Raw genomic sequence first — 22,598 nt, forward strand, 5'->3', positions numbered from 1 at the left:
GCGGCATCAATCAAGGAGTGCCGCGTGGCCATCGATATTCAATGGATCCTCGACGACGCCAGCCTGGCGCGTCATTGCGCCGAGTGGCGGCAGTTGCCCTTCGTCGCCCTCGATACCGAATTCATGCGGGTCGACACCTTCTATCCCATCGCCGGCCTGCTGCAGGTCGGTGACGGCCAGCGCGCCTATCTGGTCGACCCGCTCGAAGTGAAGGACTGGACGCCCTTCGCCGAGCTGCTGGAAGACCGCAGCGTGACCAAGGTGCTGCACTCCTGCAGCGAGGACCTGGAAGTCTTCCTGCGCCTGACCGGCGCGCTGCCGCAGCCGCTGTTCGATACCCAGCTGGCCGCCGGCTTCCTCAATATCGGCTTCTCCATGGGCTACTCGCGCCTGGTGCAGGAGGTGCTGAACATCGAGCTGCCCAAGGGCGAGACCCGTTCCGACTGGCTGCAGCGGCCGCTGTCGCCGACTCAGGTCAGCTACGCCGCCGAGGATGCCCAGCACCTGGCCGAGCTGTACCAAGAGCTGTTGCCCAGGCTTAGCGCCGACAAGCTGGCCTGGATCCTCGCCGACGGCGCGGAGCTGGTCAGCAACTTACGCCGCGAGATCGACCCGGACCAGGCCTACCTAGAATCCAAGCTGGCCTGGAAGCTGTCGTCCCAGCAGCTGGCCGTGCTGCGCACTCTGTGCGCCTGGCGCGAACGTCAGGCGCGGGCGCGCAACCAGCCGCGCAACCGCATCCTGCGCGAGCACTCGCTGTGGCCGCTGGCGCGCTTCCAGCCGGACAACACCGTGGCCCTGGCGCGTATCGAGGACATGCACCCGCGCACCGTGCGCCAAGATGGCGAGACCATCCTGCGCATGATCCGCGAGGCTACCGCGCTGCCACCGGAGCAGTGGCCGGCAACCCTGCCTGCGCCGCTGCCGATCGAGGCCGGCGCATTGTTGAAGAAGCTGCGCGCGGTGGGCCAGGCCGAGGCCGAGCGCCTGCAGATCGCCCCCGAGCTGATGCTGCGCAAGAAATCCCTCGAAGCCCTGCTCAAGAGTGGCTACCCCGACGGCCCATGGACGCTGCCGGACAACCTGCGCGGATGGCGCCGTGAACTGATGGGCCAAGCCCTGCTGGACGTACTGCAATGAAGAAGATCTGCTCCATCTACAAGAGCCCGCGCAAGAACGAGATGTACCTCTACGTGCTCAAGGCCGATGCCCTCAAGCGCGTGCCCGAGGGCCTGCTGGCCGCCTTTGGTGCGCCGCAGCTGTGCTTCGAGATGATCCTCACCCCGGAGAAGAAACTGGCCCGCGAGGACATCGCCCAGGTGCTGGAGAATCTCGACAAGCAGGGCTATCACCTGCAGATGCCGCCGCCGGAGGATGAATACATCGAGCACCTGCCGGACGAACTGCTGCGCCGCAACGACCCGGTCTGATGCGCGTCCTCCTGCTGGAGCGTGACCACGCCCGCTACGCCGAGCTGCTGAGCGCCGCCGCGCCCGATCTGCAGCTGCTGACCGGTGAGCAGGCCGCTGCTGGCGAGGCGCAGGCCTGCCCGGTCTGGCTCGGCCAACCGGACCTGCTGCTGCCGCTGTTGCGCCAGGGCCTGCGCCCGGACTGGCTGCAATCCACCTGGGCCGGCATCACGCCGCTGCTGGGCATCGGCCTGCCGCGCGACTATCGCCTGACCCGCGCGGTGGGCATCTTCGGCCAGCCGATGGCCGAATACGTTCTGACCTACCTGCTGGCCCATCGTCGTCGCCTGTTGCCGCGCCTGGCCAGCCAGGTCGAGCAGCGCTGGGACAACCAGGCACCGCCGAGTCTGCGCGGCTGCAAGGTGCTGGTGGTCGGGGCCGGCGATATCGGTAGCGACATCGCCCGTTTCCTCGCGCCGTTCGGTGTGGAGCTGCGCGGCATCGCCCGCCAGCCGCGCGCCATCGCGCCCTTCGTCGAAGTGCACGGCCTGGACGCTCTGGCCGAGCAGGCAGCCTGGGCCGATTGCCTGGTCAACGTATTGCCGGATACCCCGGCCACCCGCGATCTCTATGACGCCGCGCTGTTCGCCGGGATGCGCGCCGAGGCGCTGTTCATCAACGCCGGTCGCGGCGTGGCGGTGGTCGATGCCGACCTGGTGGCGGCCCTGCGCGCTGCGCAGCTGGCGGGGGCGGTGATCGACGTCTGTCGCGAGGAGCCGTTGCCCGCCGGTCATCCGTTCTGGGATGCGCCGCGCCTGCTGCTCACCGGCCACAGCTCGGCGCCCACCGAGCCGGCGGCCATGGCCAGGCTGTTTCTCGATAACCTGCAGCGCTACCGCGATGGCCAGCAGTTGCGCGGCGAGGTCGACTTCGCCCGCGGCTACTGACGGGCTGCGCTTGGCCGCGGATTCGTCTGCGGCTAGACTGCCGCGCCTTTACCCGCTGTACTCTCGCCATGGCCGCCATCGTTCAACCCTTCTGGAAACGCAAGACCCTCGCCCAGCTCGATCAGGACGAGTGGGAGTCGCTGTGCGACGGCTGCGGCCTGTGCTGCCTGCAGAAGCTGGAAGACGAGGACGACGGCAGCGTCTACTACACGCGCATCGCCTGCAAACTGCTGGATCTGAAGACCTGCCGCTGCAGCGATTACGCCAATCGCCGCGCCCAGGTGCCGGACTGCGTGCAGCTCACTCCGGCCCAGGCCGACGAGTTCAAGTGGCTGCCGCCGACCTGCGCATACCGCCTGGTCAGCGAGGGCAAGGACCTGCCGCTCTGGCATCATCTGGTCTGCGGCGATCCCGATGCCGTGCACCACGAACGCATTTCCCAGTCCGGGCGCATGCTTGCCGAAGGCAGCGTGGCCGAGGAAGACTGGGAGGATCATCTGATCTTCCGCGCCGGTTGAGTCTTTCCCTCCGGCGCGGGTCCAAGGTTGCTACCCCCATCGCATGGAGCCTTTCGATGCCCGCCCGCAAGTTGCTGACCGCCACCCTATTGCTCGGCCTGAGTGCGCCCCTGTGGGCGGCCAAGCGCGTTGATCTGGATTACCAGGTGCGCTTCGTGCCGGACAGCGGCCTGGCCGAAGTCAGCCTGACCCTGGAGCAGGGCGACCTGATCCGCAGCCTGACCTTCGACCTGGGTGACAAGGGCTACTACAGCGACTTCAGCGCCGAAGGCACCTGGACCCAGGACAGCCCCGAGCGCGGTACCTGGCAGCCGGGCAAGGGCAAGAGCAGCCTGAGCTACAAGGTGCGCATCGACCACCCGCGCAGCAACGACAAGTTCGACGCGCGCATGACCGCAGACTGGGCCCTGGTGCGCGGCGATGACCTGGTGCCCAGCGCGCACCTGGTCAAGGACGACAAGGTCGAGCTGGTCTCGCGCCTGCAGTTCGAGTTGCCCAAGGGCTGGAACGGCGTGGAGACCGGCTGGCCCAAGGTTGGCGAGAACAAGTTCCGCATCGACAACCCGGCGCGCAAGTTCGACCGCCCCACTGGCTGGATCCTGGCCGGCAAGATCGGCAGCCGCCGCGCCCAGCTCGGCGACACCGACGTGACCGTGGCCGCGCCGGTGGGCGAGGGCATGCGCCGCATGGACGTGCTGACCCTGCTGACCTTCATCTGGCCCGAGGCCCAGTCGGTGTTCCCGCGCGACCCGGGCAAGCTGCTCATCGTCGGCGCCGGCGACCCGATGTGGCGCGGCGGCTTATCGGCACCCAACTCGATCTTCTTCCACGCCGAGCGCCCGCTGGTCAGCGAGAACGGCACCAGCTCGCTGGTGCACGAGCTGGTCCACGTGTTCAGCCGCATCCGCGACACCGACAACAGTGACTGGATCAGCGAGGGCCTGGCCGAGTACTACGCCATCGAGCTGGTACGCCGCGCCGGCGGCATGAGCGAGGACCGCTACCAGGCCATCCGCAAGAAGCTGCTGAACTGGAGCAAGAAGGTCGAGAGCCTGCGCACCGAGGCCTCCACCGGCCCGGTCACCGCCCGCGCCGTGCTGCTGATGCAGGAGCTGGATCGCGAGATTCGCAAGAACACCGACAACCAGCGCTCGCTGGACGACGTCACCCGCGGCCTGATGCGCATGGACAAGGCCAGCACCAAGGACTTCATCGAGATCAGCGAGAACGTCATGGGCCGCGGCTCGGAAGTGCTGGATAGCAAACTCCTGCGCTGACCGCCGTGGCCGGGCCCGTCGTCATGCAACTGACACGGGCCCTTCATCCGCCCGTCATGCAATTGCGGCAACTTGCTCGGCCATTACAACAGCCATCAGGAGTTGCCATGTCCATCCTCAAACCGTTGTCCATCGCCATGCTGGCCGCGACCCTCGCTGCCTGCGCCGCGCCCATGCAGGCGTCCAAGCCGGAGCCGTTGAACAACGAGGACTGGTATCAGGTGCGTAGCGAAACCCAGGTGTTCGTCTTCGACGATTACCAGGTGTTCAAGGACTTCCTCACCACCGGTCAGGCCCCGGTCCTGCGGCCGCTGGATGAGAAGGATCCGGCAGGCCAGGAAGTCATCCTGGCCCTGCGTGCCGAGGATCAGGGCAAGGCCCTGGACAAGATCGCCGCCTACCGCTTCTTCAAGGTCGCCCAGGTGCCGGCCGACCCGTTCTACGGGGAAGTGCGCCAGGACGGCAGCATCTACGTGTTCAAGCGCTATGGCGACATGCAGGACATGATCAAGCTGGGCGAGCCGATCTTCCGCTACACCGACATCGGCGGCGGCCCGGAAGGCAAGACCGTGACCTACGGTCTGCAGAAGGAAGAAGGGCGTCCGGAAACCACCATTCAGCAGTTCAAGAAGAACCACATGCTCTGATCGATCCTGCTGTGAATGCGCCCGCTCTTGCAGCGGGCGTTTTCGTTTCAGGCCTCAGGCTTGTTCTTGAGCAGCGCCTCCAGACCGGCCAGGGCCTTGTGGGTGACCTTGCTGCCGGAGCCGGCCACGGCCGCTTCTTCCTTCTGGTAATGCAGATCGACCTGGCGCTGGTGCTCGTTGTCGTGGCAATACAGGCACAGCAGCTCCCAGTTGGAGCCGTCTTCCGGGTTGTTGTCGTGGTTGTGGTCGCGGTGATGCACGGTCAGCTCGCTCAGGCGCTTGCCGCTGAACTCGCGGCCGCAGCGCCCGCAGATATGCGGGTACATCCTCAGCGCCTTCTCGCGATAACTGGTCTCGCGTCGGCGCTGGGCCTCGGCGAGTATCTGGTCGAGCTTGTTCATGGGGTACCTGCGGTCGGCTGGCGAACTACTGGATGGCGAGACTGCCAGAATAGAACGAAAGCCGACACCGCTGGAGCCGCCGATGCGTCACGTATCGTTCGTTCTGATCCTGGCGCTGAGCCTCAGTGCCCAGGCCCAGCCGCCGGGCCTGCCCGGCACCGCCACGCCGCAGCCCTATGGCAAGCCCGAGGTGCGCAGCATCACCCCCGCACCGCGCAACAGCCCGCCACTGCTGGTTAATCCCCAGCGCCCACGTACGCCCCTGTCCGCACCGCAGGCAATACCCAAGGACAAGCCGCTGCCGCAACTGGAGACCCAGCGGCGCAGCCAGCAACAGCATCCTGCGGAATCTATCGACAAGCCTTGAGCGGGCGCAGCGCCAGCAGGGGCAGGGCGATCGACAGCACCGCCGCCGTGTTGAGGTAGGCGTGCCATAGCAGCCCGAAATACAGCGAGATCGCGCTGTCCAGCAGGCACCAGACCAGCAGGGCGGCGAAGATCGCCGGCTTGATCTGGCGGTGGCCGTGTTCGCGATAGAGGAATACCAGCACGCTGAACAACAGCCCCCAGCTCGCCACGGTCGGCCCGAACAGACCAACCATGGTACGCAGCAGCGTCTGGAACTCGGCTGGCGGCGGTGTGGCGGCGACGCTGGCGTACAGGTAGGCGAAATAGGGTTGGGTGATAGGCAAATGGGCGGCAAATGCCAGGGCAATGCCCAGCGCCGCGTGGCCGAGACCGACCAGCAGCAGCCATCGATAGAGCAGGTTCTGCATCAAGCGACTCCCAGTACCTTGAGCAGGAATGCATATTCCAGCGCCACGTCCTTGAGCGCCTGATAGCGGCCGCTCATGCCGCCGTGGCCGGAGCCCAGGTCGGTCTTGAGCAGCAGCAGGTTGGCGTCGGTGCGGGTGGCGCGCAGCTTGGCCACCCACTTGGCGGCCTCCCAGTACTGCACGCGGCTGTCGTTGTAGCCGGCCACGGCGAGAATCGCCGGGTAGGCCTGGGCGCTGACGTTCTCGTAGGGCGCGTAGCCCTTGATGCGCTCGAACACCTCCGGCTGGTTCGGGTCGCCCCATTCGTCGTACTCGGTCACGGTCAGCGGCAGGTCGGGGTTCTGCATGGTGTTGAGCACGTCGACGAAGGGCACTTCGGCGACGGCCGCGGCGAACAGTTCGGGACGCTGGTTGAGTACGGCGCCGATCAGCAGGCCGCCGGCGCTGCCGCCGCTGATCACCAGCTGCGCTGGAGTGGTCAGGCCGTCGCCGATCAGCCTCTCGGCGCAGGCGATAAAGTCGCCGAAGGTGTTCTGCTTGTGTTCCAGCTTGCCGGCGCGGTACCAGGCCTCGCCCAGCTCACCACCGCCGCGCACGTGGGCGATGGCGAAGACGAAGCCGCGCTCCAGCAGGCTCAGGCGCGCATGGCTGAACCAGGGGTCGAGGCTCTCGCCATAGGCGCCGTAGCCGTACAGGTAGAGCGGCGCGGGCTGGCCGGCTGCCAATACTTCCTTGCGCGCCACCAGGCTGATCGGTACCTGGGTGCCGTCTGCAGCAGTGGCCCAGAGCCGACGGCTCTCGTAGGCGTCGGCATCGAAGGGGCCTTCCACCGGGGTCTGCTTGAGCACTTTCTGCTCGCCGCTGGCCAGCTCCAGCTGGCGCACCTGGGCCGGGCGGTTGAGTGCCTCGTAGCGCAGGCGGATCGCCGGGCTGTGGAATTCCAGGCTGTCCTGCACATACAGGCTGTAGGCGGCATCCGGCAACTGCACGGGATAGGGCGCAGCGGACCGTGGGTGCACCTCGATGATCGGCAGGCCACCCTCGCGCAGGCTGAGGATGAAGGCTTCCTGGTTGAGGGTGACGCCCTCCAGCATGCGTCGCTCGTCGTGGCCGATCAGCTCGCGCCAGTGCTGGCGGGTCGGCTGGGCTTCGCTGGCGGCGTACAGGGCGAAGTTAATCCCGGCCTGGTTGCTGCGCACGAACCAGGTCCACTCGCCGTCCAGCAGGCCGTGATCGACGTCGTACTCGTGATCCTCCTGGCGTGGCGCCAGGCAGCGGAACTCACCCTGCGGTGTATTGGCATCGAGCACCCAGGCCTCGCTGGTGGTCTTGCTGCCCAGGCTCAGCACCAACTGGCGCTCGGAGCTGCTGCGGTAGCAGCTGAGGAAGAAGCGCCCGTCGGTCTCCTCGAATACCAGCTCGGCACCTTTGTCGCCGAGCCTGTGGCGATACAGGCGGTGTGGGCGATGGGTGTCGTCCAGGGTGACGAAGAACAGGGTCTGGCTGTCGCCGGCCCAGGTCATCTGGCCGTCGCAGTCGTCGAACGGCAGCTCGCGTAGGGCCCCGCCGTCCAGCTCCTTGACGAACAGCCGGTAGATCTCGTCGCCGGCGGTATCCAGGCTGTAGCCGAGCAGGCGGTGGTCCGGGCTGACGGTGAAGGCGCCGAGCGACAGGTAGCCATCGCCGGCCAGGGCGTTGGGGTCGAGCAGCAGCTGTTCGGCGCTCTCGTCCACCGTCAGCGAGCCGTCGGCCGGGCGCGGGCAGCGGTAGTGGCGCGGATATTCGTCGCCGGCCGTGGTGCGCTGGTAGTACAGCCACGGGCCCCAGGGCACCGGCAGGGACAGGTCGGTCTCGCGGATACGGCCCTTGATCTCTTGGAATAGCGCCTCGCGCAGCTCGGCCTGCTCGGCCAGCTGCTGCTCCAGGTAGGCGTTCTCGGCCTTGAGATGGTCGAGCACCTCGGCGCTGTCGCGCTGTTCCAGCCAGCGGTAGGGGTCGGAGCCGGTGTCGCGGCGGGCGATGGGGGCGTCGGTCATGATCGTTCTCGTTCGGGCGACCGCAGGGAGGTCGGGGGCCGCAAAAGCCGTTATCATAAGCGCCCCTTTGCCGGCCAAGCCACGAAACGCCATGACCGAACAAGACTATCTGCTCGCCTGGGGCATCTATGCCATCTCGGCGCTGGGCTGCCTGCTGGTGTGGTTCCGCATGACCGGCTGGATGTGGCGCTGGCTGCGCGAACCGCTGCGCGTGATCGTGGCCGTGCTGCTGCTGACGCCAACCATTGTCGATCCGGCCAAGGAACTGTTCGCGCCGGCCATCGCCATCACCGCCCTCGATCTGCTGTTCGAGGTGGGCAAGAACGCCTGGCGCGCGGTGGCCGACCTGGCCATCTACGGGCTGATCGCCTTCGGCGTGTGGCTGGCCTTCGCCTTCCTGCGCTGGCCGCTGGAGCGCTGGTGGGAAAACCGCCGGGGCCCGCGTGTGACTGCGGTGGAAGAGGACGAGCCGACCCTGCGCGAACTGATGGACCGCGAAGAGCGCCCCGACGCCGATACCCGCCTGGATGCCTACGGCGACCGCCGCCTGCGCATCGAGCCGCGACTCTAGTTGCATGTAGCGGCGTGCGCTAGCATGGCCGCATGCGACAAGGAGAGCCCATGAGCTGCGTGTTCTGCGCCATCGCCGACGGCCAACTGCCGGCACACATCATTCACCAGGACGAACATTTCCTGGTGCTGCTGGATATCTTCCCACTGCGCCCGGCCCACGTGCTGATCGTCGCCAAGGGCCATGCGCCCTTCCTCGCCGACCTACCGTCACAGCCGCGCGATGCCCTGCTGGCCCTGGCCGATCGCCTGGCCAAGGCGCTCTATCGCAGTGAGCCCGACGTGCTGGGCATCAACCTGCTGCTCAACGACGGCCCGGTGGCCAACCAGCACGTGCCGCACCTGCACCTGCACCTGATTCCACGCCGCAACGGCGACCTGCCGGCGCTGTGCTGGCGCACCGTCACGCGCTTCCTGCCGCTCGGCCGCAAGCGGATCGAGGCGCGCCTGGCCCGCGAGGCCGAGCGATTGCGCGCGGCGCTGCAGGAGGCCTGAGTCATGTGCGAGCTGCTCGGCATGAGCGCCAATGTGCCCACCGACATCGTGTTCAGCTTCACCGGGCTGATGCAGCGCGGCGGCGGCACCGGCCCGCATCGCGATGGCTGGGGCATCGCCTTCTACGAGGGGCGAGGTCTGCGCCTGTTCCAGGACCCGGCGGCCAGCGTCGGTTCGGAAGTGGCCAAGCTGGTGCAGCGCTACCCGATCAAGAGCGAGACGGTGATCGGCCATATCCGCCAGGCCAACGTCGGCCGGGTGTGCCTGGCCAACACCCACCCATTCGTGCGCGAGCTGTGGGGGCGCAACTGGTGCTTCGCCCACAACGGCCAGCTGACTGACTTCGCACCGAGCTTCGACTTCTACCGCCCGGTCGGCGACACCGACAGCGAGGCTGCCTTCTGCGACCTGCTCAACCGCGTGCGCGGCGCCTTCCCGGAGCCGGTGCCGGTGGAGGTGCTGCTGCCGGTGCTGATCCAGGCGGCCCAGGACTATCGCGGCAAGGGCGTGTTCAACTGCCTGCTCAGCGATGGCGACTGGCTGTTCTGCTTCTGCTCCACCAAGCTGGCGCAGATCACCCGCCGTGCGCCCTTCGGCCCTGCGCGGCTGAAGGATGCGGACCTGACCGTGGACTTCCAGGCGGAAACCACGCCGAACGATGTGGTGACGGTGATCGCCACCGAGCCATTGACCGATAACGAGCGCTGGAACCTGTTCCAGCCGGGGGAGTGGAGCCTGTGGCGCCGCGGTGAGCGCCTCGCCCATGGGCAGATGGGGGATTGAGGATGTTCAGGGGTTACTTGCGTCTCGTGGTATTCGCCTTCGGCCTGCTGGTCGGCGTGCAGGTGCCGGGCTTCGTCGACGACTACGCCAAGCGCGTGGCCGCCCACCGCGCCGAGTCCGAGGAGAGCCTGCTGGGCTTCCGCGAGACTGCCGCCAAGTTCTTCAATGGAGACCTCGATGCCCTGGTCGCCCACTACCGGGCCAGCACCGACGAGGTGATGCGCAGCGACGCCGACAGCATCGGCCATCTGGTGACCCGCGCCGAGCTGCTGGAGGGCGAGTGGCTGGCCATGCAGGGCACCTGGTATGCGCAGGTCTGGCACCTGGCGACCGACGCCGACCAGGCCCTGCTGCAGGAAACCTACGACGCCTATACCTACCAGGTGCTGCTGGCGCCCCAGGCGATCTACTGGGGCCTGGGTGTGGGGCTGGTGCTGGCCTGGCTGGCCGAGCTGATCGCCCTGGGCATCGGCTGGACCGTCGGCATCGGCCGCAAGCACAAGCCGATCGCCTACGAGAAGCGCCACTGGCGCTAGGCATTCCTTCGGCCTGAGAGGGCCTGCTTCTCCCAGCACCGTCGCCGCCGTGGCTGCGAGCCTCGCTAGTGTTTGGCTCTCTGCACGTTGCCGCTTGACTCTGTCCCTAGGGGCAGACTCTAGGCTGGCGCTACCTTTTATGCAGGGAGCGTTGCCAATGGATAAGAAGCTGTGTCTGGTCACCGGGGCCAACGGCCATCTCGGTAATACGCTGGTGCGCGCGCTGCTGGCGCGCGGCGAGCGTGTGCGTGCCGGGGTGCGTGATGTGAGTGATCGCGCGGCCTTTACCGGGCTCGACTGCGAGCTGGTGTACGCCGAGCTGCAGGACAGGCAGGCGCTGGTGCAGGCGCTGCAGGGAGTCGAGGTGCTGTACCAGGTCGCCGCGGTGTTCCGCCACTGGGCCCGCGACCCGCAAGTGGAGATTGTCGTTCCCAATGTCGAGGGTACCCGCAATGTGCTGGAGGCGGCCGCCGAGGCGGGTGTGCGGCGGGTGGTCTATGTCAGCTCGGTGGCGGCGGTGGGGCACGACGGTCGACCGCGGGACGAGACGCAGTGGAATGACGAACACGATAACGCCTACTACCGCTCCAAGATTCTCTCGGAGCGCATGGCCTGGGAGGTGGCGCAGCGCCTGGGCATCGAGCTGGTGGTGGTGCTTCCGGCGGCCATGGTCGGCCCCAACGCCCTGCGTCTGACCGACACCATGGGCTTTCTCGACGACGTACTGAGGCGCCGGGTGCCGCTCGATCCCGGTTTCCACTTCAACTTCGTCGACGTGCGTGACGTGGCCGACGGCCTGATCCGCGCGGCGGAGAAGGGGCGGGCGGGGGAGCGCTATATCCTCGCCAACGAACATTCGTCGCCGCTGCAGACGCTGGTCGAGGCTGCCCATGCGGTGCAGCCGGGTATGCGCCTGCCACCACCGGCACCACGTTGGCTACTGCTAGCGCTGGCCTGGTTGCAGGAGCGTTGGGCGCGGCTAAGCGGGCAGCCGGCCAGGCTGCTGGTCAGCCAGGTGCGGCTGTTCCACGGGGTGCGCCAGGAATACCGCATCGGCAAGGCGCGAGCAGAGCTCGGCTATCGGCCGCGGCCGCCGGAGCAGGCCCTGCGCGAGGCCTTCGCCTTCCTGCAGCAGCGTCCGGGCTAATGGCTGCACTGCTGCGGCGACTGCTCGGAAAATAGCCGGGTGGCCTCCTGGCCTAGCTCTACCAGGCGCGCATCGAGGGCGTGCAGTTCGGCGACCTGCGCCTGCACCTGCAGGCGCTTCGCCTGGATGCCGACCTGGGCCAGCTCCAGTGGAAAACGCTGCTCGCGCTGTTTCGTCGCCAGCAGGGCGCCCAGTTCGGCGAGCCTGAAGCCCGCCGCCTGGGCGATGCGGATCAGTCGCACCAGGTCTACATGGTAGGGCGCGTAGATGCGGTAGCGGCCCTGGCGCTGTGGAGCCGCGAACAGCCCCAGCTCCTCGTACAGACGAATCGCCTTGGGTGTGCAGCCGGTCAGCTTGGCAAGTTTGCCGATGTACATGGATTACCTCGTCCTTGAGGAGAGCGAATTGCGGATCAGGCCTCGCGGCCGTGGGCCGCGGCGGCTAGCACGCCGGTGTCGATGCGCACGAAGACCGAATCGCCGATGGCGGTCAGCACGTCGCCGGCATACACCTCGCAGATCACCCGGGTCTTGCGCCCCGGCTCGCCGTCGATGCGGGCGCGCAGCTGCAGCGGCACGCCCATGGGCGTCGGCTTGATGAACTTGATGCCGAGGTTGCCGGTGACGCACTCGATGCGCGGCAGGCTGCCGGGCTCGCGACCTTCGGCGCGGTAGTGATAGGCCATGGCGGCCCAGTTCGAGTGGCAGTCCACCAGCATGGCAATTAGCCCGCCGTAGACCAGCTCCGGCCAGCCGCAGTGCATGGGATCGGGCAGGTGCTCGGCCACCACGTGCACGCCGTCTTCGTGCCAGCGGCTCTTGATGTGCAGGCCATGGGGATTGCGGCTGCCACAGCCGTAACAGACGCCGTCCGGGGCGGCGACGTCCTGCAGGGAAAGGTCTTGCATGATCGGCTCGTTGCGAAGGGATAACGCGCCAAGCCTAACGGCTTTCGCCCCAAAGCAGAACGGGCCCGCCGGGCCCGTTCGTGGTCACTTGGAGAGGAAGCGCATGCCTTCCTCCAGCCCCCGCAGCGTCAGCGGGTGCATCTGATCGTTGATCAGCTCGCGGACGATATTGGTGGAGGCCGTGTAGTTCCAGGCGTCCTTGGGGTAGGGGTTGATCCAGATGAGCTTCTTGTACTTCTCCATGAAGCGCTTCATCCACACGTAGCCGGCTTCCTCGTTCCAGTGCTCCACGCTGCCGCCGGGCTGGGTGATCTCGTAGGGGGCCATGGCGGCGTCGCCGACGAAGATCACCTTGTAGTCCGGGCCATACTTGTGCAGCAGGTCGAGGGTGGAGAAGCGCTCGCTGGTGCGGCGCAGGTTGTTCTTCCACACGCTCTCGTAGACGAAGTTGTGGAAGTAGAAGTATTCGAGGTGCTTGAACTCGGTCTTGCACGCCGAGAACAGCTCCTCGCAGACCTTGATGTGCGCGTCCATCGAGCCGCCGATGTCGAACAGCAGCAGCAGCTTCACCGTGTTGCGCCGTTCCGGGCGCATCTGGATGTTGAGCAGGCCGCCGTCCTTGGCCGTGTGGTCGATGGTGCCGCCGAGGTCGAACTCCTCCGCGGCGCCCTCGCGGGCGAACTTGCGCAGGCGGCGCAGGGCCACCTTGATGTTGCGCGTGCCCAGCTCGACCTGGTCGTCGAGGTTCTTGTATTCGCGCTGGTCCCACACCTTGGCGGCCTTGCCCTGGCGCTTGCCGGCGTCGCCGACGCGGATGCCTTCGGGGTTGTAGCCACCCGAGCCGAACGGGCTGGTGCCGCCGGTGCCGATCCACTTGTTGCCGCCGGCGTGGCGTTCCTTCTGCTCTTCGAGGCGCTTCTTGAACTCCTCGATCAGCTTGTCCAGGCCGCCGAGGGACTGGATCTGCGCGCGCTCCTCGTCGGTCAGGTGGCGCTCGAATTCCTTGCGCAGCCATTCATCGGGGATCATGGTCTCGAGGAAGTCGTCGAGCTTCTCCAGGCCCTTGAAGTAGGCGGCGAAGGCGCGGTCGAACTTGTCGAAGTGGCGCTCGTCCTTGACCATCACCGTGCGGGCGAGGAAGTAGAACTCGTCCATGTCGGCGAAGATCACGTGCTGTTTCAGCGCGTTGATCAGGTCGAGCAGCTCGCGCACCGAGACCGGAACCTTGGCCGCGCGCATTTCGTTGAACAGGTTGAGCAGCATGGCTGCACCCCTCGTCTGTTTATCTGTGAGGCCTCAGGAGCTGCGCTCCTGGGGCAGGCCGTCGGCGATGGCGTACCAGTCGGCCTTGGATTCGCAATAGATGTGCTTCTGCGGGACCTCGCCCAGCGGCGTGTCCAGCGTGCCCAGGGCGATGCCGACCGTTTCCGGGTTGGCATGGTCGCTGTACCACTGCAGGGTGGCGCCGCACTGCCGGCAGAAGGTCCGGGTCACGCCGGGGGAAGAGTGGTAGCGGGTTACCGAGTCCTCGCCGGCGGTCCAGCGGAAGCTGCTCCAGGGCACGTTGCCGTAGCTGCCGAACGCCGCGCCATGGCCCTTGCGGCACTGGCTGCAATGGCAATGGCTGGCCGCCTCGATGGGCGCATCGAGCTGATACTTCACTGCGCCGCACAGGCAGCTGCCGCTAAGCATCCTTGTCGCCCTCACCGTTGATTTCTGCCTGGATCTCTAGTGCCCAAGCACCGTTGCTAACACCCGTACCACGTAAGTGCCGGGATACAGACACCTCCGCACTTACATCACTCCAAGTGTGCCCGCTGCCGTCCAAGTCAGAGTGATCTTCGTTGGTGCTCAGATCAAACGCTATAAAGCGCTTTTCCTGAGTCAACAGAGTCCCGCTCACCCAATAACCACCGCACTTATTGATATCGATGTACATCAGGGTGGAGCGGCGCCAGTCGATGCCTTGTTCACTGGCATAGCGACGCAGCGCCTGCGGGATCTGCTCTGGGTGCGCTCGGTAGTGCTGTGCGGTCAATCGCAGCCCTTCACGCCGGAGCATTGCCTGCTCTTGAACGCTTTTCTGGCGCTTGCGCTTGATTCGCTCAAGGTCCATCGAGGTTGACCGTCAGCGGCTGGCGCGGCGGCTCATGAAGGCCAGGCGCTCGAGCAGCTGCACGTCCTGCTCGTTCTTCACCAGGGCGCCGGCCAGCGGCGGGATGGCCTTGGTCGGATCGCGTTCGCGCAGCACGGCTTCGCCGATATTGTCGGCCATCAGCAGCTTCAGCCAGTCGACCAGCTCGCTGGTGGACGGCTTCTTCTTCAGGCCCGGCACCTTGCGTACGTCGAAGAATACGTCCAGCGCTTCGGCCACCAGCTCGCCGCTGATGTTCGGGTAGTGCACGTCGACAATCTTCTTCAGTGTGTCGCGATCCGGGAAGGCGATGTAGTGGAAGAAGCAGCGGCGCAGGAAGGCGTCCGGCAGTTCCTTCTCGTTGTTCGAGGTGATGATGATGATCGGACGCTGCTTGGCCTTGATCGTCTCGTTGGTCTCGTAAACGTAGAACTCCATCTTGTCGAGTTCTTGCAGCAGGTCGTTGGGGAACTCGATGTCGGCCTTGTCGATCTCGTCGATCAGCAGGATCACCCGCTCCTCGGACTCGAAGGCCTCCCACAGCTTGCCCTTCTTGATGTAGTTGCGAACGTCGTGGACCTTCTCCGAGTTCAGCTGCGAGTCGCGCAGGCGGCTGACCGCATCGTACTCGTACAGGCCCTGGTGGGCCTTGGTGGTGGACTTGATGTGCCAGGTGATCAGCTTGGCGCCGAAGGCGGCGGACAGTTGCTCGGCCAGCATGGTCTTGCCGGTACCCGGCTCGCCCTTGACCAGCAGCGGGCGCTGCAGGGTGATGGCGGCGTTGACCGCGAGCTTGAGGTCGTCGGTGGCGACGTAGGACTGGGTGCCTTCGAACTTCATCTGCAAATCCTCGAACGACCGCGCCACGGGGCGCTGCCGGCTGGTTCGGTAGTGACTGAAGGCCCGACTATAACGCGCGCGGCGGTGGACTGTGAACGCAGACGCGCCATTCAGTCACTGAATGGCGGGTCAGGCCGATATCGGCTGCGAAATTGGCGGGATTGCCCTGTTCACTGTTCCGGCGGCGGGTTCTCGAAGCGACTGTTGAAGGCCTCGATGAAGGCGTTGCGCAGTATGCCGAGGAATGCCTGCAGGCCACTGACGTTCTGCTGGTGAACATTGCCCCTGAGCTCGACGCGGGTGGCGAACTGGTCGGTGGGCTGGTTGCGCAGCGCAGTCTCGCCGCCGCCGACCAGGGCCTCCCAGATGGAACGGAAGAAGCCCCTGGATTCCTGTTCCACGTCCTGCTGCCAGTTGAACACGTCGACATCGCGCAGCAGCGGCTTGATATAGCCGCTGAGCTGGCCCTCGTCGGCCGTGGCCTCGATCACGATGTCGCCGTGGCCGGCGTTGAAGTCGAACTTGCCATAGGCGCTGGAGAAGTCGTTGAGCTGGCGCAGCTCGATATCGGTGGCGCGCAGGCGGAATTCGAAGTCCTCGAAGTTCTCGAAGGGATCGAACACCGCGGTGGCTTCCAGCGGCGCGTGGTCGAGCAGCAGGGCGTGGCCCTCGAAGCGCGCCACCCGCTCGCCGCGCTCATCGGCGACGTTGGTCAGGTTGTACAGGCTGGCGTTGACGTCGCTGGCCTGCAGGTCCACCGGCGGCTGCGAGGTGAAGTTGCGGAAGGTGATGCGGCCATTGACCACGCGGATCTCGTTGAGGGTGATCGGCAACAGCTTCTCCAGCTGCGCGCGCCAGTCCACGCCGGCACCGGTCTGGGTGTCCTCGGGGCGCTCGCCGCCATCGACGAAGTTCAGTTCGGGGCTCTCGAACAGCACCCGCGCAACCACGCCGTGGTCGTACCACAGTGCGTGCCAGCTCACCGCCAGGTCGATGGCCGGGGCATCCAGCAGCGGCACCGGCACGTCGCCAGCGACCTTGACGATCTGCAGGCCGTTGATCCGGTAGGCGCCGCGCCACCAGGCCAGGTCCACGTCGGCGACCTGGCCGCGGTAGTCGCCCATGTCCGCCAGTCTGTCGTTGAGGTAGTCGCGGACCAGATAGGGCAGGGTCAGGTGCAGGACCAGCAGCAGGGCGAGCAATCCGAGCACGATATAGAGGGGCAGGCTGTAGCGGCGTTTCATCTTGGCGTCCGTCGCAGCGGGTGTTTGTTGATGGACTGTCCGTTGTGGCGCGGAGTTCGACCCGTCTGCGCTGGACGATCCGGGCGGCCGGGCTTAGGCTGTTTGGCCTCGGTTTTCGACAAGGACAAAGGATCATGAGCCGCATCTACTCCGACAACGCCCAGTCCATCGGCAACACTCCACTGGTGCAGATCAACCGCCTGGGTCCCAAAGGCGTGACCATCCTGGCGAAGATCGAGGGGCGCAACCCCGGTTATTCGGTGAAGTGCCGGATCGGCGCCAACATGGTCTGGGACGCCGAATCCCGCGGCCTGCTTAAGCCGGGCATGACCCTGGTCGAGCCCACCTCCGGCAACACCGGCATCGGCCTGGCCTTCGTTGCCGCCGCCCGTGGCTACAAGCTGATCCTGACCATGCCGGCCTCCATGAGCCTGGAGCGGCGCAAGGTGCTCAAGGCCCTGGGCGCCGAGCTGGTGCTGACCGAGCCGGCCAAGGGCATGAAGGGCGCCATCGAGAAGGCCAACGAGATCGCCTCCTCCGACCCGAGCAAGTACTTCCTGCCGGGGCAGTTCGACAACCCGGCCAACCCGGCCATCCACGAGAAGACCACCGGCCCGGAGATCTGGAACGACACCGACGGCGCGGTGGACGTGCTGGTGGCTGGCGTCGGCACCGGCGGCACCATCACCGGCGTGTCGCGCTACATCAAGAACAGCCGGCACAAGCCGATCCTCTCGGTTGCCGTGGAGCCGATCGCCTCGCCGGTGATCAGCCAGACCATGGCCGGCGAGGAGGTCAAGCCGAGCCCGCACAAGATCCAGGGCATCGGCGCCGGCTTTGTGCCGAAGAACCTCGACCTGTCCATCGTCGACCGCGTCGAGCAGGTCGGCGACGATGAGTCCAAGGCCATGGCCCTGCGCCTGATGCAGGAGGAGGGCATCCTCTGCGGCATCTCCTGCGGCGCCGCCATGGTCGCCGCTGTGCGCCTGGCCGAGAAGCCGGAGATGCAGGGCAAGACCATCGTGGTGATCCTGCCGGACTCGGGCGAGCGCTACCTGTCCAGCATGCTGTTCAGCGATCTGTTTACCGAGCAGGAGCTGCAGCAATAGAACGGCTTTAGCCGTAGCCCGGACTTCAGTCCGGGGAGACGCTCCCGGGACTGAAGTCCGGGCTACGGATAGAGAAAAGCCGCCCGAGGGCGGCTTTTTCGTTTCAGCCTTCCGGTTTCAGGCCTTCGCCGGCGCCGCACTCGGCGCACTCGGTCGCACCACCAGCCATAGCGCCACGGCGATCAGCGCGCAGCCGGGCAGGTACGCCCAGCTCAGTGGCTCGCCCAACAACAACGCGCCCCATAGCACGCCGAAGGGCGGGATCAGGAAAGTGGTGGTGGAGGCCTTGATCGGGCCGATATCGGCCAGCAGGCGGAAGTACAGGACGTAGGCGAAGGCGGTGCAGACCAGGCCCAGCGCGGCCAGCGACAGCCACACTTCGGGCCCGCCCCAGCTGTTGGGCATCTGCCAGACCAGGCTGCCGGCCAGCAGCGGCAGCTGGAACAGGCTGGCACCGACCAGGCTGGCGAAGGCGGTGAGGCGGTTGTCCAGGCCGCCCTGCTGGCCGATCCAGCGGCGGGTGAGGAAGCCGGCGAAACCGTAGCAGATGGTCGCCACCAGGCAGGCGGCGGCGCCCAGCAGCAGCGGCAGGTCGAAGGCCACCGGGCCGGTGCGGGTCAGCACGGCCACGCCGAACAGGCCCAGCGCCACGCCGGCGGCCTTGCTCGGGGTCATCGCCTCGCTGAAGAACAGCGCGCCGATCAGCACGCCCATCAGCGGCGTGGTGGCGTTGAAGATCGACGAGTAGCCGGCCGGCAGCACCAGCGCCGCCAGGCAGTACATCACCGAGGGCAGGCCGGCGTTGATCACGCCCAGCACCAGGCAGGCCCTGAACTTGCCGCGGAAGTCCCACACCGGGCGCAGTACCAGCAGCATGGCCAGCAGGCCGAGGGCGCCGAGGCTGGCGCGGAAGAAGGCGGTGGGCAGGCTGCCCAGCACCGGTACGGTGATGCGCATGAACAGGAAGCTGGCGCCCCAGATGGCGGCGAGCAGCAGCAGGCGGAACAGGTCGGCGGGTCTCATGGAGCGGCTCCAGGCAGGAGCAGCCAGATTACGCCGCCAGCCGCGTGGCGCAATCCGCAGCTGACTTTCAAATCGACCATACAGTTGCAGTAGGGCGGGTGAAACCGCGTGGCGATGCGCGGGTTTCACCCGTCCTACGTTCGAGGCTCAGAAGGTCTTGCTGGCGCTGACCACCAGATCGGCGCCGCACAGGTCGTCATAACCCATGAAGCTCAGGCACTCGGCGTCGGACAGGTCGGTGTCGACGTAGCTGACGCCCCAGGTGATGCCGGCCAGCTCGCGGCTGAGCGAGACCTGCCAGTTGTCGTAGTCCTCGCGCGAGTCGCTGTAATCGGCGTTGAAGAACACCCCGTCCTTGTAGTCGACGTTCTCCCAGCGCAGCTCCAGACCGATCTCCAGCGGCAGCTGGGTGCGGTAGCCGGCGTACTTGCTGAAGGCGGTCTGGTCGGTGTCGTGGGAGTGCTTGCCGCCGACGAAGAAGCCGTAGGCTTCCAGGGTCAGGTAGATGTCGCTGCCGTTGAACTGGCTCTCGCCGGGGAAGGTGTAGCGGTTGTAGTAGCCGTCCAGGCTGATGGCGTCGGTGATCTGCCAGTAGTAGCCGAGGTAGTAGTCGATCTCCTGGCGGGTGCCGAAACGGTCGTCGTTCTCCCAGTCATGGCCGAAGTCGACGTTGCTGGTCCACACCCCGGCGTACAGGCCGCTGGCATGGCTGAGCATCAGGTCGAGCTGGGCGGCGGGGTCGCCCATGGTCTGCGAGATACCGCTGTTGCGGTAGTCGCTGTAGATGCCCGGGGTGATGGCCAGGGAGAACTGCTCGTTGAGCTCGATGGCCTGGGCCTGCAGGGCACAGCCGGCCAGGAGGGCCAGGGTGAGGTGGCGATGGATGCGCATGGAATAGCCTTGTGTTGTGGTTATTAGGTCGGCAGTTCAGGGCGAGCCGACCCGCCGTACTGCCTGAGGCGCACGGTGGGCGGCGGGGTGGGACTTATTGGCGTTGGGCGGTGGCGGCGGTCGGTGCCTGGTACACCGGCTTGCCGGCGAACCAGGTCTGCAGCACCTTGGTCTCGAACAGCGCGGCGTCGTCGACCTTGAACACGTCGCGGTCGAGCACGATCAGGTCGGCCTGCTTGCCCGGTGCCAGCGAGCCGATGCGGTCGTCCAGGCGCAGGGTCTTGGCGGCGTTGATGGTGTAGGCACGCAGCATGGTCTCGCGGTCGATGCTCTCGGCGGCGTTGAGCACGCCGAGCGGGCCCTTGCGGGTGCTGGCCTGGGCGATGGCGTTCCACGGGTTGGGGCTAGACACCGGCCAGTCGCTGGCCCCGGCGATGATGGCGCCGGCCTTGTGCAGCGAGCGCGCCGGGTACTGGAAGCGATAGGCGTAGGCGCTGACGTAGGGCTTCACCAGTTCCTCGGTGTAGCTCTCCGCCGTGGCCCACAGCAGCTGCATGGAGGCGATCACGCCGAGCTCCTTGAAGCGCGGGAACTCCTTCGGATTGACCAGCTGCAGGTGGCTGATGCTGTGTGGCACCGGCGCTTGGCTGAGGCCACGGGCGTACTGCACGGCGTTCAGCGATTCGCGCACCGCGCGGTCGCCGACGGCGTGCATGTGCACGATCCAGCCGCGCTTCTCGGCGGCCGCCACCAGCGGGCCGAAGCCTTGCGGGTCGATCAGCAGCTGACCCTGCTTGTGGCTGTTGGTGTAGGGGTCGATCACCGCGGCGGTCTGCCCCGGGTATTCGAGGATGCCGTCGACGAACACCTTGAGGCCGGGGAAGGTCAGGTTGGGCACGCCGGCGAACTGGCGCATCACGTCGGCCTGCACCGCCAGGTCCTCGGGCTTGCTCTGCGGATGGGTCAGCAGCAGGGCGGCCACATGCACGTTCAGTTCGCCCTTCTCGGCCAGCGCACGGTACAGCGGCAGCACGCCGAGGTCCTTGGTGGTCGGGCGCATCTCGAACAGCGACTGCTCGCCACCGCCGTTGGCCGCCGCGTCCATCCAGGCGGTGACGCCCACCTCCAGGTTGATCCGTACCGCTTCGCGTGCAGCCTTCAGCATCATCGCTTCGGAGGGCTTGGGCAGTTGGCTGCGCACCCGGTCCCAGCCGGTTTCGCTGAGGTAGCCGGTGGGCGTCAGGTCCGCCTCGTGTTCGATATAGCTGGCCTCTTTCTCATCGAGGGTCTTGATCAGCGCGGCGTCGATGCCGACACGGCGCAGCATGGCCTGGTTGGCCCAGCCGGTGTGGCCGTCGATGCCGTCGAGCACCAGCGGCTGCTCTGCCCAGCGGCCCTGATTGAAGCGCTTGGCCAGGGCGCGGCTGTCTTTCCAGTAGGCCGAGCTGGCGCCGGAAATCACCACGATGTCGCCCAGGCGCGCGGTACCGGCGGCGTCCTGTTCGATGATCCACTGCTCCAGCTCGGCCAGCGGCTTGACCTCGTCATAGAGATTGGCGCGCAGGCTAGCCAGGGCGCCCATCACCGGGTGGCTGTGGGTGTCGATCATGCCGGGCATCAGCACCTTGCCGGCCAGGTCGACGCGGCGGGTATCGGCATCGGCCAGGGCGAGGATCTGTGCATCGCTGCCGACCTCGAGGATCTTGCCGTCCTCCACCGCCACGGCCTGGGCGCGTGGCTGGCCGGACTCGGCGGTGAATACCTGGCCGTTGAACAGAATCAGGTCGGCGGCGGCCATGGCTTCCATCGAGGAAAAAGCCAGTGCGCTCGCCAGTAGTGCTCTTTTCATGATGCCCCCTTGTTTTTATTGATCTGGCGGCGAGACTAGCGAAAGCACGCCGGTGGCAGAACGCCGCCGGCGCGCACAAGCTTTTTGCCGAAAAGGAAAAACTCATGGACAAGCTGGGGGCCCTGTCGATGTTCGTTGCCGCGGCCGAACAGGGCAGCTTTAGCCGCGCCGCCGAACTGCTGGGCAAGACGCCCTCGGCCCTGACCAAGGCGGTCGGCCACCTGGAGCGTGAGCTCGGTGCGCTGCTGTTCGAGCGCAGCACCCGGCGCATCGTGCTGACCGAGGTCGGGCGCCTCTATCTGGACACCGCGCGCCAGGTGCTGCAGCGCCTGCACGAGGCCGGCGAGGAGATCGACCAGCTGCAGCACGGCCTGCACGGCAGCCTGCGGCTGACCGCGCCGCTGGCCTTCGGCCGCGCCTTCCTCGACGAGGTGTGTGCCGGCTTCCTCGCCGAGTACCCGCAACTGCGCCTGCGCGTGGACCTGTGCGATGACTTCGTCGACCTGGTCGAGGCCGGTTACGACCTGGCCCTGCGCGAGGGCCCGAGCGACCTGCCGGGGCTGATCGCCCGGGTGGTCGGCAAGAACCGCATCTACCTCTGCGCCAGCCCCGACTATCTGGCGCGCAACCCGCAGCCACTGACCCCGCAGACCATGGAGCAGCATGACTGGCTGATGTACGCGCACCCGGCGCTGGGTCGTGAGGGCTGGTGGGTGGAGCAGGACGGCCGGCGCATCTGTCTGCCGCACCCGCGGCGCGTGCGCCTGGAGAGCGACAACTACGACCTGCTGCTGGCCAATGCCGTGGCCGGCCTCGGCGTGCTGCACACGCCGCAGTGGAGCGTCGCCCCGTTGCTGGCCCAGGGGCGCCTGGTGCGGGTGATGGAGGAGTACCGGATCGACCCGGATGCCTTCGGCGCCGACATTCTCGCCGTCTACCCCAGCCACCGCCGTGCCACCGGCAAGGTGCAGGCGTTCATCGATTACCTGCAGCGCTTTCTCGGCGAGCGCGGCTTCGCCTGAGCCAGGCGCTGAGCATTGGGGTCAATCGCCCCGAGCA

The 22,598-nt window shown here is 66.7% G+C and carries 27 protein-coding genes; 14 read left to right on the forward strand and 13 right to left on the reverse strand.

The annotated features are described in order from the left end of the window. Positions 1–24 precede the first annotated feature (24 nt). The 6 genes from rnd (at position 25) to FFS62_RS08150 (ending at position 4,798) form a co-directional block, all read left to right on the forward strand. Positions 25–1,140, forward strand: coding sequence for a ribonuclease D (gene rnd, locus FFS62_RS08125; RefSeq protein WP_137972331.1), 1,116 nt, complete (start codon positions 25–27; stop codon positions 1,138–1,140). Next, positions 1,137–1,430, forward strand: a complete 294-nt coding sequence (locus FFS62_RS08130; RefSeq protein WP_137972332.1) for a YcgL domain-containing protein — start codon at positions 1,137–1,139, stop codon at positions 1,428–1,430. The genes rnd and FFS62_RS08130 overlap by 4 nt, the downstream gene beginning before the upstream one ends. Next, a complete protein-coding gene (locus FFS62_RS08135; protein ID WP_137972333.1) occupies positions 1,430–2,356 on the forward strand; it encodes a D-2-hydroxyacid dehydrogenase in 927 nt (308 codons plus the stop codon). The genes FFS62_RS08130 and FFS62_RS08135 overlap by 1 nt, the downstream gene beginning before the upstream one ends. Before the next feature lie 68 nt (positions 2,357–2,424). Next, positions 2,425–2,874: a YcgN family cysteine cluster protein gene (locus FFS62_RS08140; RefSeq protein WP_137972334.1), complete on the forward strand. Its 450-nt coding sequence runs from the start codon at positions 2,425–2,427 to the stop codon at positions 2,872–2,874. Positions 2,875–2,930: 56 nt separating this feature from the next. Further along, on the forward strand, positions 2,931–4,151 hold the full coding sequence (locus FFS62_RS08145; RefSeq protein ID WP_137972335.1) for a hypothetical protein: 1,221 nt from the start codon (positions 2,931–2,933) through the stop codon (positions 4,149–4,151). 107 nt (positions 4,152–4,258) lie between these two features. Next, complete coding sequence (locus FFS62_RS08150; protein WP_137972336.1) at positions 4,259–4,798, forward strand: hypothetical protein; 540 nt, start codon at positions 4,259–4,261, stop codon at positions 4,796–4,798. 47 nt (positions 4,799–4,845) lie between these two features. Here the strand turns inward: FFS62_RS08150 and FFS62_RS08155 are convergent, their stop codons facing one another. Beyond that, complete coding sequence (locus tag FFS62_RS08155; RefSeq protein ID WP_137972337.1) at positions 4,846–5,199, reverse strand: YajD family HNH nuclease; 354 nt, start codon at positions 5,197–5,199, stop codon at positions 4,846–4,848. A gap of 82 nt (positions 5,200–5,281) precedes the next feature. Here FFS62_RS08155 and FFS62_RS08160 point away from each other — a divergent pair, with 82 nt between their 5' ends. Beyond that, positions 5,282–5,566, forward strand: coding sequence for a hypothetical protein (locus FFS62_RS08160; protein WP_137972338.1), 285 nt, complete (start codon positions 5,282–5,284; stop codon positions 5,564–5,566). Here the strand turns inward: FFS62_RS08160 and FFS62_RS08165 are convergent. Both FFS62_RS08165 and FFS62_RS08170 read right to left on the reverse strand, forming a co-directional pair. Beyond that, positions 5,550–5,975 carry a hypothetical protein gene (locus FFS62_RS08165; RefSeq protein WP_137972339.1) on the reverse strand — a complete coding sequence of 142 codons (426 nt, stop codon included), beginning with the start codon at positions 5,973–5,975 and terminating at the stop codon, positions 5,550–5,552. The two genes, FFS62_RS08160 and FFS62_RS08165, sit on opposite strands and share 17 nt — an antisense overlap. Continuing rightward, positions 5,975–8,011 carry a S9 family peptidase gene (locus tag FFS62_RS08170; RefSeq protein WP_137972340.1) on the reverse strand — a complete coding sequence of 679 codons (2,037 nt, stop codon included), beginning with the start codon at positions 8,009–8,011 and terminating at the stop codon, positions 5,975–5,977. The genes FFS62_RS08165 and FFS62_RS08170 overlap by 1 nt, the downstream gene beginning before the upstream one ends. A gap of 91 nt (positions 8,012–8,102) precedes the next feature. Here FFS62_RS08170 and FFS62_RS08175 point away from each other — a divergent pair, with 91 nt between their 5' ends. The 5 genes from FFS62_RS08175 (at position 8,103) to FFS62_RS08195 (ending at position 11,542) form a co-directional block, all read left to right on the forward strand. After that, entirely contained in the window at positions 8,103–8,582 is a 480-nt protein-coding gene (locus FFS62_RS08175; RefSeq protein ID WP_137972341.1) for an MFS transporter, read from the forward strand. A 50-nt stretch (positions 8,583–8,632) separates the two neighbouring features. Next, the gene (locus FFS62_RS08180) at positions 8,633–9,076 is read left to right on the forward strand and encodes an HIT family protein (RefSeq protein WP_137972342.1); all 444 of its coding nucleotides are present in this window, start codon (positions 8,633–8,635) and stop codon (positions 9,074–9,076) included. A 3-nt stretch (positions 9,077–9,079) separates the two neighbouring features. Next, positions 9,080–9,859, forward strand: coding sequence for a class II glutamine amidotransferase (locus tag FFS62_RS08185; protein WP_137972343.1), 780 nt, complete (start codon positions 9,080–9,082; stop codon positions 9,857–9,859). Between the two features lie 2 nt (positions 9,860–9,861). Beyond that, on the forward strand, positions 9,862–10,395 hold the full coding sequence (locus tag FFS62_RS08190; RefSeq protein ID WP_137972344.1) for a DUF2937 family protein: 534 nt from the start codon (positions 9,862–9,864) through the stop codon (positions 10,393–10,395). Positions 10,396–10,552: 157 nt separating this feature from the next. Next, entirely contained in the window at positions 10,553–11,542 is a 990-nt protein-coding gene (locus FFS62_RS08195) for an NAD-dependent epimerase/dehydratase family protein (protein ID WP_171016298.1), read from the forward strand. Here FFS62_RS08195 and FFS62_RS08200 read toward each other — a convergent pair. The 7 genes from FFS62_RS08200 to FFS62_RS08230 all read right to left on the reverse strand — a co-directional run bounded on the left by FFS62_RS08200 (position 11,539) and on the right by FFS62_RS08230 (position 16,667). Continuing rightward, positions 11,539–11,919: a MerR family transcriptional regulator gene (locus FFS62_RS08200; protein WP_137972345.1), complete on the reverse strand. Its 381-nt coding sequence runs from the start codon at positions 11,917–11,919 to the stop codon at positions 11,539–11,541. The genes FFS62_RS08195 and FFS62_RS08200 overlap by 4 nt on opposite strands. 35 nt (positions 11,920–11,954) lie before the next feature. Then, complete coding sequence (locus FFS62_RS08205; RefSeq protein ID WP_137972346.1) at positions 11,955–12,449, reverse strand: PaaI family thioesterase; 495 nt, start codon at positions 12,447–12,449, stop codon at positions 11,955–11,957. An 84-nt stretch (positions 12,450–12,533) separates the two neighbouring features. Beyond that, positions 12,534–13,712, reverse strand: a complete 1,179-nt coding sequence (locus tag FFS62_RS08210; RefSeq protein ID WP_137972347.1) for a VWA domain-containing protein — start codon at positions 13,710–13,712, stop codon at positions 12,534–12,536. Between the two features lie 33 nt (positions 13,713–13,745). After that, the gene (locus tag FFS62_RS08215; protein ID WP_137972348.1) at positions 13,746–14,141 is read right to left on the reverse strand and encodes a GFA family protein; all 396 of its coding nucleotides are present in this window, start codon (positions 14,139–14,141) and stop codon (positions 13,746–13,748) included. Then, positions 14,134–14,565, reverse strand: coding sequence for a hypothetical protein (locus FFS62_RS08220; protein ID WP_137972349.1), 432 nt, complete (start codon positions 14,563–14,565; stop codon positions 14,134–14,136). The genes FFS62_RS08215 and FFS62_RS08220 overlap by 8 nt, the downstream gene beginning before the upstream one ends. Positions 14,566–14,577: 12 nt before the next feature. Continuing rightward, complete coding sequence (locus FFS62_RS08225; RefSeq protein WP_137972350.1) at positions 14,578–15,423, reverse strand: MoxR family ATPase; 846 nt, start codon at positions 15,421–15,423, stop codon at positions 14,578–14,580. A gap of 170 nt (positions 15,424–15,593) precedes the next feature. Further along, positions 15,594–16,667 (reverse strand): DUF748 domain-containing protein, encoded by a 1,074-nt coding sequence (locus FFS62_RS08230; protein ID WP_137972351.1) that lies wholly within the window; start codon positions 16,665–16,667, stop codon positions 15,594–15,596. A gap of 134 nt (positions 16,668–16,801) precedes the next feature. Here FFS62_RS08230 and cysK point away from each other — a divergent pair, with 134 nt between their 5' ends. Beyond that, on the forward strand, positions 16,802–17,776 hold the full coding sequence (cysK, locus tag FFS62_RS08235; RefSeq protein WP_137972352.1) for a cysteine synthase A: 975 nt from the start codon (positions 16,802–16,804) through the stop codon (positions 17,774–17,776). Between the two features lie 117 nt (positions 17,777–17,893). Here cysK and FFS62_RS08240 read toward each other — a convergent pair whose 3' ends face one another. From FFS62_RS08240 to FFS62_RS08250, 3 genes are all read right to left on the reverse strand, one after another. Further along, positions 17,894–18,799 (reverse strand): DMT family transporter, encoded by a 906-nt coding sequence (locus FFS62_RS08240; protein WP_137972353.1) that lies wholly within the window; start codon positions 18,797–18,799, stop codon positions 17,894–17,896. A 147-nt stretch (positions 18,800–18,946) separates the two neighbouring features. After that, on the reverse strand, positions 18,947–19,690 hold the full coding sequence (locus FFS62_RS08245; protein ID WP_137972354.1) for a TorF family putative porin: 744 nt from the start codon (positions 19,688–19,690) through the stop codon (positions 18,947–18,949). A gap of 94 nt (positions 19,691–19,784) precedes the next feature. Next, complete coding sequence (locus FFS62_RS08250; RefSeq protein WP_137972355.1) at positions 19,785–21,539, reverse strand: amidohydrolase; 1,755 nt, start codon at positions 21,537–21,539, stop codon at positions 19,785–19,787. A gap of 104 nt (positions 21,540–21,643) precedes the next feature. On the opposite strand from FFS62_RS08250, the gene FFS62_RS08255 reads away from it, so the two are divergent. Next, the gene (locus FFS62_RS08255) at positions 21,644–22,561 is read left to right on the forward strand and encodes a LysR family transcriptional regulator (RefSeq protein WP_137972356.1); all 918 of its coding nucleotides are present in this window, start codon (positions 21,644–21,646) and stop codon (positions 22,559–22,561) included. The last annotated feature ends 37 nt before the right edge of the window (positions 22,562–22,598 follow it).

The organism is Pseudomonas sp. F(2018), assembly GCF_005508865.1.
GTDB lineage: Bacteria > Pseudomonadota > Gammaproteobacteria > Pseudomonadales > Pseudomonadaceae > Aquipseudomonas.

Bases quoted from the DNA above. Each gene is read 5' to 3' on its own strand.
- FFS62_RS08250 (WP_137972355.1), bottom strand. From the start codon at position 21,539: ATGAAAAGAGCACTACTGGCGAGCGCACTGGCTTTTTCCTCGATGGAA.
- FFS62_RS08210 (WP_137972347.1), bottom strand. From the start codon at position 13,712: ATGCTGCTCAACCTGTTCAACGAAATGCGCGCGGCCAAGGTTCCGGTC.
- FFS62_RS08245 (WP_137972354.1), bottom strand. From the start codon at position 19,690: ATGCGCATCCATCGCCACCTCACCCTGGCCCTCCTGGCCGGCTGTGCC.
- FFS62_RS08205 (WP_137972346.1), bottom strand. From the start codon at position 12,449: ATGCAAGACCTTTCCCTGCAGGACGTCGCCGCCCCGGACGGCGTCTGT.
- FFS62_RS08200 (WP_137972345.1), bottom strand. From the start codon at position 11,919: ATGTACATCGGCAAACTTGCCAAGCTGACCGGCTGCACACCCAAGGCG.
- FFS62_RS08220 (WP_137972349.1), bottom strand. From the start codon at position 14,565: ATGGACCTTGAGCGAATCAAGCGCAAGCGCCAGAAAAGCGTTCAAGAG.
- FFS62_RS08225 (WP_137972350.1), bottom strand. From the start codon at position 15,423: ATGAAGTTCGAAGGCACCCAGTCCTACGTCGCCACCGACGACCTCAAG.
- FFS62_RS08140 (WP_137972334.1), top strand. From the start codon at position 2,425: ATGGCCGCCATCGTTCAACCCTTCTGGAAACGCAAGACCCTCGCCCAG.
- FFS62_RS08130 (WP_137972332.1), top strand. From the start codon at position 1,137: ATGAAGAAGATCTGCTCCATCTACAAGAGCCCGCGCAAGAACGAGATG.
- FFS62_RS08150 (WP_137972336.1), top strand. From the start codon at position 4,259: ATGTCCATCCTCAAACCGTTGTCCATCGCCATGCTGGCCGCGACCCTC.
- FFS62_RS08255 (WP_137972356.1), top strand. From the start codon at position 21,644: ATGGACAAGCTGGGGGCCCTGTCGATGTTCGTTGCCGCGGCCGAACAG.
- FFS62_RS08240 (WP_137972353.1), bottom strand. From the start codon at position 18,799: ATGAGACCCGCCGACCTGTTCCGCCTGCTGCTGCTCGCCGCCATCTGG.
- FFS62_RS08185 (WP_137972343.1), top strand. From the start codon at position 9,080: ATGTGCGAGCTGCTCGGCATGAGCGCCAATGTGCCCACCGACATCGTG.
- FFS62_RS08155 (WP_137972337.1), bottom strand. From the start codon at position 5,199: ATGAACAAGCTCGACCAGATACTCGCCGAGGCCCAGCGCCGACGCGAG.
- FFS62_RS08215 (WP_137972348.1), bottom strand. From the start codon at position 14,141: ATGCTTAGCGGCAGCTGCCTGTGCGGCGCAGTGAAGTATCAGCTCGAT.
- FFS62_RS08195 (WP_171016298.1), top strand. From the start codon at position 10,553: ATGGATAAGAAGCTGTGTCTGGTCACCGGGGCCAACGGCCATCTCGGT.
- FFS62_RS08190 (WP_137972344.1), top strand. From the start codon at position 9,862: ATGTTCAGGGGTTACTTGCGTCTCGTGGTATTCGCCTTCGGCCTGCTG.
- FFS62_RS08170 (WP_137972340.1), bottom strand. From the start codon at position 8,011: ATGACCGACGCCCCCATCGCCCGCCGCGACACCGGCTCCGACCCCTAC.
- FFS62_RS08145 (WP_137972335.1), top strand. From the start codon at position 2,931: ATGCCCGCCCGCAAGTTGCTGACCGCCACCCTATTGCTCGGCCTGAGT.
- FFS62_RS08135 (WP_137972333.1), top strand. From the start codon at position 1,430: ATGCGCGTCCTCCTGCTGGAGCGTGACCACGCCCGCTACGCCGAGCTG.
- FFS62_RS08180 (WP_137972342.1), top strand. From the start codon at position 8,633: ATGAGCTGCGTGTTCTGCGCCATCGCCGACGGCCAACTGCCGGCACAC.
- FFS62_RS08230 (WP_137972351.1), bottom strand. From the start codon at position 16,667: ATGAAACGCCGCTACAGCCTGCCCCTCTATATCGTGCTCGGATTGCTC.
- FFS62_RS08160 (WP_137972338.1), top strand. From the start codon at position 5,282: ATGCGTCACGTATCGTTCGTTCTGATCCTGGCGCTGAGCCTCAGTGCC.
- cysK (WP_137972352.1), top strand. From the start codon at position 16,802: ATGAGCCGCATCTACTCCGACAACGCCCAGTCCATCGGCAACACTCCA.
- FFS62_RS08165 (WP_137972339.1), bottom strand. From the start codon at position 5,975: ATGCAGAACCTGCTCTATCGATGGCTGCTGCTGGTCGGTCTCGGCCAC.
- FFS62_RS08175 (WP_137972341.1), top strand. From the start codon at position 8,103: ATGACCGAACAAGACTATCTGCTCGCCTGGGGCATCTATGCCATCTCG.